This window comes from Acidobacteriota bacterium (assembly GCA_009691245.1).
Classification (GTDB): Bacteria; Acidobacteriota; Terriglobia; order 2-12-FULL-54-10; family 2-12-FULL-54-10; genus SHUM01.
Map to the genome: position 1 here is coordinate 1 of SHUM01000013.1, position 12,613 is coordinate 12,613.

14 protein-coding genes are annotated in these 12,613 nt (G+C 59.2%); 8 read left to right on the plus strand and 6 right to left on the minus strand.

What is annotated here, in order from left to right:
* The first annotated feature begins 657 nt into the window (after positions 1 to 657).
* From EXQ56_04795 to EXQ56_04815, 5 genes are all read left to right on the plus strand, one after another.
* Complete coding sequence (locus EXQ56_04795; protein ID MSO19771.1) at positions 658 to 960, plus strand: YtxH domain-containing protein; 303 nt, start codon at positions 658 to 660, stop codon at positions 958 to 960.
* 136 nt (positions 961 to 1,096) lie between these two features.
* Entirely contained in the window at positions 1,097 to 1,624 is a 528-nt protein-coding gene (locus tag EXQ56_04800) for a hypothetical protein (protein MSO19772.1), read from the plus strand.
* A gap of 33 nt (positions 1,625 to 1,657) precedes the next feature.
* Positions 1,658 to 2,383, plus strand: a complete 726-nt coding sequence (locus EXQ56_04805; GenBank protein ID MSO19773.1) for a glycosyltransferase — start codon at positions 1,658 to 1,660, stop codon at positions 2,381 to 2,383.
* A gap of 133 nt (positions 2,384 to 2,516) precedes the next feature.
* Positions 2,517 to 3,401, plus strand: coding sequence for a hypothetical protein (locus tag EXQ56_04810; GenBank protein MSO19774.1), 885 nt, complete (start codon positions 2,517 to 2,519; stop codon positions 3,399 to 3,401).
* A 171-nt stretch (positions 3,402 to 3,572) separates the two neighbouring features.
* Positions 3,573 to 4,739: an alpha-hydroxy-acid oxidizing protein gene (locus EXQ56_04815; GenBank protein ID MSO19775.1), complete on the plus strand. Its 1,167-nt coding sequence runs from the start codon at positions 3,573 to 3,575 to the stop codon at positions 4,737 to 4,739.
* A 110-nt stretch (positions 4,740 to 4,849) separates the two neighbouring features.
* On the opposite strand, the gene EXQ56_04820 is transcribed toward EXQ56_04815, so the two are convergent.
* The 5 genes from EXQ56_04820 to EXQ56_04840 form a co-directional block, all read right to left on the minus strand.
* Positions 4,850 to 5,170, minus strand: coding sequence for an iron-sulfur cluster assembly accessory protein (locus EXQ56_04820; GenBank protein MSO19776.1), 321 nt, complete (start codon positions 5,168 to 5,170; stop codon positions 4,850 to 4,852).
* A gap of 114 nt (positions 5,171 to 5,284) precedes the next feature.
* The gene (locus EXQ56_04825) at positions 5,285 to 6,466 is read right to left on the minus strand and encodes a cysteine desulfurase (protein ID MSO19777.1); all 1,182 of its coding nucleotides are present in this window, start codon (positions 6,464 to 6,466) and stop codon (positions 5,285 to 5,287) included.
* A 165-nt stretch (positions 6,467 to 6,631) separates the two neighbouring features.
* Positions 6,632 to 7,186 carry a hypothetical protein gene (locus tag EXQ56_04830; protein ID MSO19778.1) on the minus strand — a complete coding sequence of 185 codons (555 nt, stop codon included), beginning with the start codon at positions 7,184 to 7,186 and terminating at the stop codon, positions 6,632 to 6,634.
* A 29-nt stretch (positions 7,187 to 7,215) separates the two neighbouring features.
* Complete coding sequence (locus EXQ56_04835; GenBank protein ID MSO19779.1) at positions 7,216 to 7,434, minus strand: hypothetical protein; 219 nt, start codon at positions 7,432 to 7,434, stop codon at positions 7,216 to 7,218.
* Positions 7,435 to 7,489: 55 nt separating this feature from the next.
* The gene (locus tag EXQ56_04840; protein ID MSO19780.1) at positions 7,490 to 8,218 is read right to left on the minus strand and encodes a TrbI/VirB10 family protein; all 729 of its coding nucleotides are present in this window, start codon (positions 8,216 to 8,218) and stop codon (positions 7,490 to 7,492) included.
* A 291-nt stretch (positions 8,219 to 8,509) separates the two neighbouring features.
* Here EXQ56_04840 and EXQ56_04845 point away from each other — a divergent pair, with 291 nt between their 5' ends.
* From EXQ56_04845 to hemW, 3 genes are all read left to right on the plus strand, one after another.
* Positions 8,510 to 9,574: a class I fructose-bisphosphate aldolase gene (locus EXQ56_04845; protein MSO19781.1), complete on the plus strand. Its 1,065-nt coding sequence runs from the start codon at positions 8,510 to 8,512 to the stop codon at positions 9,572 to 9,574.
* 12 nt (positions 9,575 to 9,586) lie between these two features.
* Positions 9,587 to 10,744, plus strand: coding sequence for a cupin domain-containing protein (locus EXQ56_04850; GenBank protein MSO19782.1), 1,158 nt, complete (start codon positions 9,587 to 9,589; stop codon positions 10,742 to 10,744).
* Positions 10,745 to 10,880: 136 nt separating this feature from the next.
* Positions 10,881 to 12,056, plus strand: coding sequence for a radical SAM family heme chaperone HemW (hemW, locus tag EXQ56_04855; GenBank protein ID MSO19783.1), 1,176 nt, complete (start codon positions 10,881 to 10,883; stop codon positions 12,054 to 12,056).
* A 65-nt stretch (positions 12,057 to 12,121) separates the two neighbouring features.
* On the opposite strand, the gene EXQ56_04860 is transcribed toward hemW, so the two are convergent.
* The gene (locus tag EXQ56_04860) at positions 12,122 to 12,451 is read right to left on the minus strand and encodes a PilZ domain-containing protein (GenBank protein MSO19784.1); all 330 of its coding nucleotides are present in this window, start codon (positions 12,449 to 12,451) and stop codon (positions 12,122 to 12,124) included.
* Positions 12,452 to 12,613 lie beyond the last annotated feature (162 nt).

Genomic DNA, 12,613 nt, shown 5'->3' on the forward strand with positions numbered 1-12,613 from the left:
AGATATTCTAAGCAACAATGCGCGCAAGGCCGCGCCGTACGGCAGGATGGCCATCAAGAAACTTCCGCGCCGCGGATACTCCCGTTCGCCGATCAGTGACACCAGCGAGCGTCAATGTCACATAACCCTCTTGCGCAAGACGGCGCGCCTGGGCGCGGTGGCGCTCGTCTAGTTGTGCCTCGCGTGAATAGATGAGGATGGCAGGGCATAGCCTGGCGATGGCAGGACGGGCCAAATACACCGGGAGCGTCGCACCCAAGGCCGGTATTTTGATCGTGCGAGTGACAATCTCCACCGACAGGTTTCCTTGCGCATTTGGCAGGAATGAATCGCTGGAACCCGCAAGAAGTTTGCCTGGGTCAGCCGCTGTCAGTACCAGTCCCAACGCCTGCCCAATCGTCTGCAATGCCCGGCGGCGCGTCCACCGACGTGGCTCTCGGGTTCCCTCGTCTCGATTTAGACTCGCAGTCATCTGGAATTGACTATTCATACAGGTTGCCGAATCACTGTTCGATACCGCTCCCTTCCAGCCGCGGAGTGGGCGGTAAACTAGGGAAAATATAGCCCACACTAGCTCAGCGCTAGGCAACAATAGATTGAGTTCCCTTCCTGTGGGTGCTAGTATAGAGCCAGTTCAGATCTATAGGGGAGGTCAACATGGAAGACAATAATTCCGGAACCAAATTTGTTTACTTTCTGACCGGCGTAAGCATCGGCGCGTTGGTAGGAATTCTGTTTGCCCCCAAGTCGGGACGCGAGACGCGCGAATACATCTCCAACAAGGCCGAAGAGGGTCGCGATATGCTGGCCAAGAAGAGCGCCGAGTATCGCGATCAGGCGACGGAATATTTGGAGCGCGGCAAGGGAGTCATCAGCCAGCAGAAAGAGCATCTGGCCGCTGCAATCGAGGCGGGTAAGACTGCCTATCGCGCCGAAAGCAAGGCCAACTCAGGCCACTAAGTGAGTCCGTTTCCGCTGCGACTCCCCCCTCGTAGCGCAATTTGGCAGCCTTCTCCGGTGGGCTTGCAGACTGGCTCATCCGGTTGGCTGTAAGTGTGAGTTTTCGACAGGAAGATCACAACAGGCGGGCATCCTTATGAACAACGCAATCTCGGGATCACTTGAGGGCACCATCTTGTTTCTAGCCACCGTGGTCGTCGCCGTACTTGTCGCGCAGACCATTCTGATGGCGTTGTTCGTCATCGCCTTCCGCCGGTGGTCCGACAAAACCTCCGCCAAGCTCGACGCCATCGCCAATGTCACGGTCCCGGCCGTTCAATCGTTGCGCGAACTGGTTGACGATAGCCGCCAGCGCTTCAACACCATCGGCGCGAATCTTGAAGAAATCTCTACGATGACCAGCAAGCAAGTACAACGAATCGACGGCGTGGTCAGTGACGCTTCCGAGCGCGCGCAGTATCAACTGGTGCGCCTCGACAGTCTGGTTTCTGACACCATCACCAAAGTGGAAGTTACGTCGGACGCCATTCAACGCGGCGTGGTGCGACCTGTGCAGGAGATATCCGCAATCCTGGCCGGCGTGAAAGTGGCAATCGACTTCCTGCGCCGCCGCAACCGCCACTCGATAGACCGCGCCACCCACGATGAAGAAATGTTCATCTGATCCGCCCGCTCACCAACCATCGGAACACAGTCCATGCCACCCACAACAAAGGACGCACTCTGCGCTCCCGGTGAGGATGTAGCCATTCTATTTGCCCGCGCCCCCGTGCCGGGCCAAGTGAAGACACGCCTTATTGACTCTGGCCCACAGCGTCTCAGCGCGGAGCAGGCCTGTGCGCTGCATGTAGCCTGCACCGGGGACGTAGCCGATCTATTGGATCGCGCTCTGCCTTCTGCTCGGAAATGGCTATTCTGGAGCAAAGCACCTAGCGCAGAATATCCGCTTGCCGGGCTACGATTGCCGTCGTCATTTGGCATCACGCTGCAATCAGGTCTCGATCTCGGCGAGCGAATGGGCCGCGCCCTGGAGCGCACGTTACGCAGCGAGGCGGCCCGCGTGCTCCTGGTCGGCAGCGACAGCCCGACTCTGCCGGAGGCATATCTGCAGAAGGCTCTTGAACTCCTTGGCACATCCGACGTTGTGCTGGGACCAAGCGAGGACGGTGGCTTTTACCTGATCGCCTGTCGCCGTTTTGATCGCGGCCTGTTTAACGAAGTCGAGTGGGGTGGCCCGGATGTCTCCGCGCGAACGCAGACCAACGCGCGACATCTGGGAATTTCTCTGGGGATACTACCTCGCTGGTATGACCTCGATCAGTGGTCTAACGTAGAGCGAATGATCGAGGAATCCCATGCGGGAGCACCGCTACCCTCACGGCTCGCCGAGTTCTTCGGTGCATCCAACACACAGTCGTCCTGAGCGAAGCGAGAACCTGCTGCTGATTTTCGTGGTGCGGGCAACATATCCTTCGCTGCGCTCAAGATGACATCAGAAAGGTACTATTAATTTCCTGGGAAGCCCTGAAGCCCAGCAGACTGCTAGAATAATCACGATGACACACTCCCTGCCCGAACATCCACTCTCGATTGATGACGAGTCTCTGCGCCAACTGCGCTCACTGCTGCGCCAGCCCGAGGAGCAGATTAGCCTGGCCGAGGTCGCGCTATGGATTGCCGCATGCGAGTACCCGCATCTCGACCGCGCGAAGTATCTCTCGCAACTCGATGCGCTGGCCGCACCGCTGCCCCCACACATCGCGGGCGAGACCGACCCGAACAAAAGCATCGCGGCCATCAATCAGCGGCTGTTCGTGGAAGAGGGCTTTCGCGGCAATTCGGAGGACTACTACGACGCGCGCAACAGCTATCTGAACGAAGTGATGGATCGCCACTGCGGCATTCCCATCATGCTCTCGACGATCTATCTGGAGGTAGCCAGTCGCATAAACTTCCCACTGGTCGGCGTGGGCATGCCGGGACATTTCCTGGTGAAGCACACCTATATCGACATCTTCATCGACCCCTACGAGCAGGGCAGCATCATCAGCGAAGCCGAGTGCGAACAGCGCATGCACAAGGCGCTCGGCAGGGAGATACCCTTTGACCGTGAGCTGCTCGCGCCCTCGCCCAAGCTGCGCACCGTGATGCGCATGTTGAACAACTTGCGCAACGTTTACGCAGGCACGCGGCAATTCACCCGCGCGTTGCGCATGACCGAACTGGCGTTGGCATTGAACCCGGAGTCTGGCGGCGAGTGGACGCTGGTGTTGGCGAACGATCTACGCCAGAAGGCCGGCCTGCTAATGGAACTGCGCCTCTACTCACCTGCGCTGGCCGCGCTTGAGCGTTATCTGGAGATCATCCCCGAAGCCGACGACGCAGCTGACATCCGTAAAGCCGCCGTGAACATTCGCCGCACCCTTGCGCAGATGAATTAGGTCCTCTGCAATTCTGCAATCGCCATCTACTCTCTCCCTATTCTCTTGAAAGCTCGCCGCGCCGGAGTGTAGAATCGGCCCTGGATTTCCGTGGCGGATATTGCGCTTGTGGCGGAGGGGAACATGGATCGACGCGATGCACTGCAAACGATGGCTGGAGCCCTGGCTGGCATGGTGGCAGCGGGTACAACCGCAGCCAGTAAGGCCGCTGCGCAATCAACCAACGCAACTGCTCCCTCCTTCACCACCACGCATATTCCCGATACTGAGTTGCCGGTGAATGTACTTGAATACGAGCCGGCCGCGCAGAAGCGTATTTCGCAGATGGCCTACGACTATGTGGCTGGCGGCGCGGGAGATGAGATCACGCTGCGCGCCAACCGAAGTTCGTTTGACCGCATTCGGCTGATGCCGCGCGCGCTGGTGGATGTGAGCAAGCTTGATACGAAGCTCAAGCTGCTCGGGCAGGACTTCGACTTCCCCATCATTCTCGCGCCCACCGCGTATCACAAGCTGGTGCATCCGCAAGGCGAACTGGCCACGGCAGCGGGCGCGGCGGCGGCGGGAGTCACTTACACGGTCAGCACCTTCGCGACTACTTCCATTGAGAAAATCGCGGCCTCCACGAAGGGCCGTCTATGGTTCCAACTTTACGTTCAGCCGGACCGCGACTTCACGCGCGACCTGATCCAAAAAGCCGAGGGACTCGGCTGCAAGGCGCTTGTAATTACCGTGGACACCCCGGTGCTGGGCGTGCGTGACCGCGAGAAGCGCTCGCGCTTCAACCTGCCGCCGGGGATCGAGCGCGAGAATCTGGTGGGCCTCGGCTCGCCCGCCGCGCGCGCGCATAGTCCCACGGAGTCCGCCATCTTCTCCGCCGCGCTCGATCCCACGCTCACCTGGGATGTAGTCAACTGGATACAGTCCATCGCCAAAGTGCCAGTGATTCTGAAAGGCATCATCAACCCTGCTGACGCGCGTCGCGCCGTCGAGCAAGGCGCGCACGCCATTCTGGTCTCCAATCACGGCGCGCGCAACCTGGACACTTCTCCGGCCACGATTGAGGCGCTGCCGCATGTGATAGAGGCTGTCGATGGAAAGATTCCAGTGCTGATGGATGGTGGCGTGCGCCGCGGGACGGACATCGTGAAAGCGCTGGCCATGGGCGCGAGCGCGGTGCTAATTGGTAGGCCCTATTTGTGGGCGCTCGGCCTGCAAGGAGCTGACGGCGTCCAGCGAGTGGTGAATATGCTGCGCACAGAACTGGCTGCGGCGATGGCGCTGTGCGGGACGACCAACATCAAGGAGATTGATAAGAAAGTATTGTGGCCGTATTGAGAACGCGCGACGTCAAACGCGTCACAGAGCCGCGACCGTCAGGAAGCGGACACGCACAACGGGCATCGGATGCCTGCGAATGTGTCCGCTCCCTGACGGTCGCGGCTCTGTCACACCGAAAATGAAGTCCCGCAGCCGCAGGTGCTCTTGGCGTTGGGGTTGTGAATCAGGAAAGTCTGCTGCATCAGGTCCGCCTTGTAGTCGAGCGTCATGCCATTCAGAATCTCCAGGCTCTTGGGATCAACGAAGACCTTCGCGCCATCCAACTCGTAAACATTGTCGGTGGGCCGCTGCGTCTCATCAAACAGAATCGAGTAGCTGAATCCCGAGCAGCCGCCGCCGAGTACGCCCAGGCGCAGACCCTTCAACTCCGGCTTGCCGGCGACCACATGCACAATGCGCTTGGCGGCGCTGGGTGTTAATTCAATCATTCATCCACCTCGTAAAATTCCGTATCAGAGCCCCGACCGCCAGGGAGGGGGCACGGTCAGTGGTCAGCAACATTCGGCGAGCGTGCCCCCTCCCTGGCGGTCGGGGCTCTGATACTATCTTGCCGACGTGGGCACCAGTTCGCGCAGGCTGGCGACGGCCTCGACCATGCGCCGCGCGACGTAGTCCACTTCTTCTTCCGTCGTGAATCGCCCCAGCCCGAAGCGGATGGTGCAGAGCGCATAACGTTCATCCACGCCGAGCGCCTCAATCACGTGGCTGGCCTTAATGCTACCGGACAGGCACGCCGATCCGCTGGAAAGTGCAATGTCATTCAGACTGAGCAGCAGCGTCTCGGCATCGAGATTCGCAAAGCTGATGCTCATATTGTTCGGCAGGCGATTGGTCTGGTGTCCGTTGACGACCACATCGCCAACGCCGCTGAGGATTGCCTGTTTCAACTTGTCGCGCAGCGCGGCCAGGCGCGCACCTTCCGCGGCCATTTCAATTTGATTGATGCGACAGGTCTCGCCCAGTCCCACAATGCCCGCGACGTTTAACGTGCCGCTGCGCACGCCTCCCTCCTGCCCGCCACCATCGGCGATGGGGGCGACAACATCACCGGGCCGCTCGCCACGGATATAAATTGCGCCGACGCCCTTGGGGCCGTACATCTTATGCGCAGTCAGAGAGAGCAGGTCAATGTTCATCGCGGCGACGTCCACGGAAACCTTGCCAACGGCCTGCGCCGCGTCCGTGTGCAGCAGGATGCCGCGCGCGCGAGTAATGCGACCGATCTCGGCAAGCGGCTCGATGGTGCCGACTTCGTTGCTGGCGGCGATCACGCTGACCAGCACCGTACGCGGAGTGATGGCGCGCTCGACCGCGACCGGGTCCACCATGCCGAAACGGTCAACGGGAAGAACCGTTACTTCAAAGCCCTGCGCCTCGGCGCGCTTGCAGGATTCCAGAATCGCCTTGTGCTCGATGGCCGTAGTAATGATGTGCCCGTCGCGACCGGCGTTGCGAGCTACCTGGTTCAGAACCACGCCCTTAATCGCAAGATTGTCTGACTCCGTCGCACCAGAGGTGAAATAGATTTCAGAGGGCTCCGAGTTGATCAGGCTGGCCACCTGCTGTCGGGCACGTTCGACAGCTTCGCTGGCCTTCCAACCGAACGAGTGGCTGCGGCTGGCGGGATTGCCGAAAACTTCAGTGAAATAGGGCGTCATGGCCGCAAGCACGCGGGGATCAATGGGCGTGGTGGCGTGATAATCCATGTAAATGGGTAACTGCATGGGAAGCCTCTGCATTGATTCTAACACAGGGGGGATTTATGGGAGTGCCCGGGTATTTCTTAGGATGGTTTAAGGGAGCCGCGACCGTTAGGAAGCGGACCGGCACGGCGATTGTCCGCGACTGCTGAATCGGTCCACTCCCTAGCTGTCGCGGTTCTGTTAAACCTAGGTCAGCTTCCACCAAAGCAAATTGCGCCAACGGCGAAGGTAATAGAAGAAGGCGGTAAGCATCAGGAACAGCACCGTAAACGGAAACGCCACCGCACGCAGAAGTATCGCCGCACCGTGCCGCAGGTTCACGCCCCAGCGCGCACCGAGAAACGCCTTCAGCGTGCCGCGATTTTCCCAGCTCAACCAGAAAAAGTCGGCATTTTCATTGACGATAATAACCTTGGCAGGAATCAGCGCGAGCGCCAGCGTCCGCCACAGGGACATCACCGCTTCGCCCGTACACAGAATGACCAGTACGGTGTAGCCATGGCGTCGGAACTTGCGTAGCAACCCAATCTTGGCGCTGCGCCCCAAATAGTCACCGACAGCGTACACTTGCGCGAAAGCCGGCGAAGCCCGATCAGGCCAGCAGGTTGCCAAGTGGTAAGGTGCATTCGGGTAGAGTCTCCGGAGGCTCCGGCAAGCGCGGTCGCTTATCTGCGGCGCGCCGCTTTCAATGATTAGGATGTCGCCCGATTGGGGAAACTTCTTGCCGAAGAAATACTTCATTCCTGCTCTCCCTTCCCTAATATTCGCAGCTAGTAGAAGTCCGAGCAGGAGAGGAAGAATCCACAGCGCGGGCAGACCATTTTGCAATGGATGTTCGATAGCGCCGCCGAGCAGTTGGGGCAAAAATCGGCGGGCACGTCGGCGGTGTCTTTAGCGGACCGGCCCAAAGCCGAAGTGGACTCAGGAGTCGCCGGGGACGGCACTGGCTTCTGGGGAAGAATGTAATGGTCCTGAATGGAGCAAGCCATGAAGAGATTATAGGCTATGTGCCGGTTTACCAAAACCCAAAATCCTGGATCCCAATTATTCCGGTTCCCGGCTCAGGGTGGGCCGCCGTTCGCTGCGCGGTACGACGAAGGTGCCGTCGTCCTTGCGCTCCAGGGCAACTTCCTGCATGGTGGGATTGAACGTCAGTGCGCGGTTCAACTCGAGAGTTAATTCGCTTCCTGGCGGCAAGTCGGCATTCTTGCCCCTCTTGAATATCCGCGCAATCACCGCCGCTGCAACAGCCGCGCCGGCGCCAATCGCAGCACCCTGCCCACCGCCCACATTAGCTCCGATAATGGTCCCCATGGTGGCGGCGGAGGCGATGCTGCGGACCTTGACGCCGTCCTTCCCAGATCCCTGGATAGTGCCTTCTCCGCCCAGTACTTCAGTGTTCTCGCCGGCCTTGCCGCCGGTGATGGCCGCCGAAAGCGGCAGCACATCGCCAGCCGGTGTGGTGATTTTTTCCGGCCGCAGTTGAATCTCCGCCTTGCCCGAAACACGCCCCGGCGCCTGCACACGAACAACCGTACCTTCGACTAGACAGCCATGTGGGAGCGCCTGCGTGTCCTCCACGAACACCGGCATCACCAGACGCGCTTTGAATGGATCGCCCGACTGTGCGTCCTGAGTGTTCAGATGGGTTTCCAGAACCACTTCAAGCACTGTCCCGGCAGGCATGGTAACCACCTGCGCGCGGGCCGGTTGGTCCGTAGCCCAGACCAGGGCGCTTACTACCGCCATCATCCATAGATGCTTCGTCTTCATCGGCTGCCTCCCTGGCGCAGGCTGGAATTGCATGTTCATACATATCATAATGCGCGGATCTTGCCTACGGTTGCCTTAACTATAGCAAAAACCACGGGAAAAACCCCGCGCCGTCCTAAAAATCAGGATGATACGGCTACCTGAGCCTTGCCGCCCGCGCTTTGGTAGCCGCTTCAAGCGCGTTTCTTGGCGTGGGCTTTTTCGCTATCCCGCCGAAAATCCTGAATACGCCGCTCCCGCATTTGCTAGAATAGCTATTCACCAACCTTGGACTAGTTGGAGTCATCGCCCATGTCAAACGTTACGACGAAGATTGAAGAAATTCTCGGTGTCGACGGCGCCGCGCTGCTCACGCACCAGTGCAGGACCATTTCGAAGGACTTGCTGCACCTGCCCGGTCCAGACTTCATCGACCGCGTGATGGTGGGCACGGACCGCCCGGTAGCGACGCTGCGCAATTTAGGATATTTGTTCAATCACGGACGCTTGAACGGGACCGGATACCTATCGATCCTGCCGGTCGATCAGGGTATCGAGCATTCCGCCGGAGCATCGTTCGCGCCCAACCCCATCTACTTCGATCCAGAAAATATCGTACGCCTGGCGATTGAAGGTGGATGCAATGCGGTGGCCACCACGCTCGGCGTGCTGGGCTCGGTCGCGCGCAAGTACGCGCACAAGATTCCGTTTATCCTGAAGTACAATCACAATGAGTTAATCTCCTACCCGAACCAGTTTGACCAGATCAAATTCGCCTCCGTCGATCAGGCGTTTGACCAGGGCTGCGTGGGCGTGGGTGCCACGATTTATTTTGGCTCAGAGGAGTCCAAGCGCCAGATACAAGAGGTTACCGAAACCTTTGCCTATGCGCATGAATTGGGAATGTTCACGGTGCTATGGTGCTACCTGCGCAACCCCGCCTTCAAGACCAAGGAAAAGGACTACCACGTTGCCGCTGACCTGACTGGGCAGGCCAACCATCTTGGCGTCACCATTCAAGCCGACATCATTAAACAGAAACTGCCGGAGAACAACGGCGGATATACCGCGGTAGCGAACTTTGGCAAGACCCACAAGAAGGTCTATTCCGAGTTAAGTTCGGATCATCCAATCGACCTGACACGCTATCAGGTGGCCAACTGCTACATGGGCCGCTCCGGGCTGATTAACTCCGGCGGAGCCTCGGGCGACAACGACATTCAGGACGCCGTGCGAACCGCCGTCATCAACAAGCGCGCCGGTGGAACAGGGCTTATCTCCGGGCGCAAAGCCTTCCAGAAGCCCATGGCCGACGGCGTAAAGATTCTCAACGCCATTCAGGACGTCTATCTCGACAAGGGCATTACCGTAGCCTAACTTCACAGGGCGATGTCTGCCGGAGATTCCCGCGTGGCCTCGCAACTCTCATCCACGAAAACCACTGCCTCGCCAACCACCACGGCGGCGCGCGACACGTTTCGCGCCGAGATCGAGCAGTGGCAGATGGGGCCGCTGTGGGAGATTTACCGCGCCGTGCTGACGCGCGAGCCGCAGCTACGCGAAGTGCCGTACCTGTGGCGCTGGAGCGTGGTGCGCCCGCGGCTGCTGCGTGCTGGTGAGCTGATCACCGCGCTCGAAGCGGAGCGCCGCGTACTGATGTTTCTGAATCCCAAGAATCCAGCTCGTATCGGCGCGACCGCCACTCTCTACGCGGCGGCCCAACTCATCCTACCGGGCGAGACGGCGCGCGCGCATCGGCACTCGCCCGCCGCGCTGCGCTTCCTCATCGAGGGGCGCGGCGCATACACGTCGGTCGAAGGCGAGAAAATTTTCATGGAGCCAGGAGACCTGATTCTGACACCGTCAGGTCAGTGGCACGATCACGGCAACGAGGGCAACGATCCGGTGATGTGGCTCGATGGGTTAGATATTCCCTTCACCGCATTTCTGAACAGCATGTTTCTGGAAGACGGTGCGGAATTGCATCAAGCCGTATCACTGCCTGCCAACCACTCGGAGACGCTCTACGGTCGCTCCTTGTTCCCCGCCGACTCTTCCGCCGGTGCGCGGCTTTCGCAACCGGGATCGGCATCGCCCGTGCTGGCTTATCGCTGGGGTGCCGCGCGCGAGGCGCTGGCGTTACTTGCCAAGAGTCAACCGCCTGATCCTTTCGATGGACATCTTCTGCGCTACGCCAACCCCGCCACCGGCAGCGAGGCGCTGCCCACCATGGGCTGCCGCATCCAGATGATACCCAAAGGTCTGCACACGCGCGCGCACCGGCACACCATCAGCACCGTCTACCATGTAGCCGAAGGCAGCGGCTGGTCGGTCATCAACGGTGTGCGCTTTGACTGGCAGAATGGCGACACCCTCGCCGTGCCGACGTGGTGCTGGCATGAGCACGTGGCGGAGACCGCCGACGCCGTGCTGTTTTCCATAACCGATGAACCCATCCTAAAGCCTTTCGGGCAGATTCGTTGGCAGGAATTCATCGAATCAGAGCATCAATCCGTGCAATCCAAATTCAGCGAATCCGCGATCTAACAAACCCGCCTCGCCAGCGAGCGAACCGGGTGGGACGAGCACGGTGTGCGGCGACTCGTGCATAAACCGCGCCGGGCGCTGGATTTGAGCGCCCCAGCCCGCTTGCTGACGAGCGCGGCTCTGTTACAGTAATCACATGGCCGCTGGTATCTATCTCAGCATTCCGTTCTGCCGGCAGAAGTGTACCTACTGCAACTTCGCCTCGGAGGCACGCGCCTTCTCTGCGCTGCCGTCCTACCTCTCTGCACTGAGCAAAGAAATAGCGCAGAGCTCCGCTCGCTGGGAGCAGGCCGGACTTCCGCGTTATGAAGGCGCGCCAGCTGACAGCATTTTCATGGGCGGCGGCACACCGGGACTTCTGAACGGTGGTCAGCTACGGAATCTGATTCTGTCCATCTCGGCGCGATTCTCCCTGGAGCCGGATGCTGAAATCACCATCGAGGCCAGCCCGGAAAATATAGGTTCCGAAGGAGGCGCCGAACGGGCCGCCGAGTGGGCCGCGGCGGGAGTGAATCGCGTCAGTATGGGAGTGCAGTCGATGGTTGAACGCGAGTTGCGCGCCGTCGGGCGCCAGCATACCGCCGCCACGGTAGCCGAGGCCTGCAACCATCTGCGGCAGGTGGGAATCTACAACATCAGCATCGACCTCATCGCCGGACTCCCGCACCAGACCGCAGAAAGTTGGCAGGGGTCCCTGGATGCGGCGTTGGCGTTGGGCGTTCCGCACATCTCCGTGTATATGTTGGAAGTGGACGAGAACAGCCGCTTGGGCGGCGAGCTGCTGCGCGCTGGTCCTCGCTACGGCGCCGGCGCTGTCCCGCCGGAAGAAGCGATCGTCGAATTCTATTTTCAAGCGATGGCGCGACTCAATAGCAATGGATATGAACACTACGAAATATCCAACTTTGCCCAGCCAGGACGGGCCTCGCGGCATAATGAAAAGTATTGGACCGCGGCTCCCTACTTCGGATTCGGCGTGGATGCCCACTCTTACGATGGCCACCACCGCTGGGCCAACACCGATTCCATTGACAGCTATCTGCAAGGCATCGAGAGCAACGCGCTCATTTTCAATGAGCCCCGCGCCTTGAGCGACACGGAACGTCGTGAAGAAAGATTTTTCCTCGGCTTGCGCCGCCGCGAGGGGATTCAGCTTGACCATCGGGATGTAGAGAATGCGGAGGTGACAGCACAGATTAATAGCTGTATTGCATCCGGTTGGGTTGAGCGTAATGAGGGAAGAGTCCGCCTCACCAATCAAGGTGTAGTTTTCTCAAACGAAGTTTTTGCGGGATTTCTGGGTATTGCCTGAGGAAAGGAGAGCAGAACAGGAAACCTGGAAATAGAAATACGGCACAGGAAGAAAGCGCGAGTACCTTAGTTTTCGCGGACAAACTCGTAGCGTTCGATAGTGGCTGCAATCCCCACATGTGAGGAGCTTCCGTTGCCATTCTGCGCGACACGCACAACCTTACCGATACACTTGATGCGCACCGGGCTCCCCTTGGTTAGCGGTTCGGGAAGAGTCATGAGGAACTCGACTGAGGTTCCCACACTCATCGGCGACTGGAAATCAAAGTAGATCCCGCTGGAGCTTACATCGCGTGTCTGCACTGTCTGCGCGCCGTTCTTGGCATTCTCCGGTCGGATGGAGACTGGCAGTTGCATCGGGAACCGACGGGCTCGGCGTTTGTCAGTGGCGTTCATGCAAGACCTCTCTGCCTGCTGTAATAATTTCTACTGCTACTTACACTTTCGATTCTCCGCTACACGTGGTCTTCACGCAATAGTCCGCTGGTCCTATTATGGGTAGGAGGTAACTAGTACTAATATCAGCTTGGAGCCCCTCGCCTAAATCTACGGAACCTT

Excerpts from the sequence above, each read along its gene's own strand:
- EXQ56_04840 (MSO19780.1), bottom strand. The coding sequence starts at position 8,218 with ATGAAGACGAAGCATCTATGGATGATGGCGGTAGTAAGCGCCCTGGTC.
- EXQ56_04800 (MSO19772.1), top strand. The coding sequence starts at position 1,097 with ATGAACAACGCAATCTCGGGATCACTTGAGGGCACCATCTTGTTTCTA.
- EXQ56_04820 (MSO19776.1), bottom strand. The coding sequence starts at position 5,170 with ATGATTGAATTAACACCCAGCGCCGCCAAGCGCATTGTGCATGTGGTC.
- EXQ56_04850 (MSO19782.1), top strand. The coding sequence starts at position 9,587 with ATGTCTGCCGGAGATTCCCGCGTGGCCTCGCAACTCTCATCCACGAAA.
- EXQ56_04810 (MSO19774.1), top strand. The coding sequence starts at position 2,517 with ATGACACACTCCCTGCCCGAACATCCACTCTCGATTGATGACGAGTCT.
- EXQ56_04860 (MSO19784.1), bottom strand. The coding sequence starts at position 12,451 with ATGAACGCCACTGACAAACGCCGAGCCCGTCGGTTCCCGATGCAACTG.
- EXQ56_04795 (MSO19771.1), top strand. The coding sequence starts at position 658 with ATGGAAGACAATAATTCCGGAACCAAATTTGTTTACTTTCTGACCGGC.
- EXQ56_04845 (MSO19781.1), top strand. The coding sequence starts at position 8,510 with ATGTCAAACGTTACGACGAAGATTGAAGAAATTCTCGGTGTCGACGGC.
- EXQ56_04835 (MSO19779.1), bottom strand. The coding sequence starts at position 7,434 with ATGGCTTGCTCCATTCAGGACCATTACATTCTTCCCCAGAAGCCAGTG.
- hemW (MSO19783.1), top strand. The coding sequence starts at position 10,881 with ATGGCCGCTGGTATCTATCTCAGCATTCCGTTCTGCCGGCAGAAGTGT.
- EXQ56_04830 (MSO19778.1), bottom strand. The coding sequence starts at position 7,186 with ATGAAGTATTTCTTCGGCAAGAAGTTTCCCCAATCGGGCGACATCCTA.
- EXQ56_04825 (MSO19777.1), bottom strand. The coding sequence starts at position 6,466 with ATGCAGTTACCCATTTACATGGATTATCACGCCACCACGCCCATTGAT.
- EXQ56_04805 (MSO19773.1), top strand. The coding sequence starts at position 1,658 with ATGCCACCCACAACAAAGGACGCACTCTGCGCTCCCGGTGAGGATGTA.
- EXQ56_04815 (MSO19775.1), top strand. The coding sequence starts at position 3,573 with ATGGTGGCAGCGGGTACAACCGCAGCCAGTAAGGCCGCTGCGCAATCA.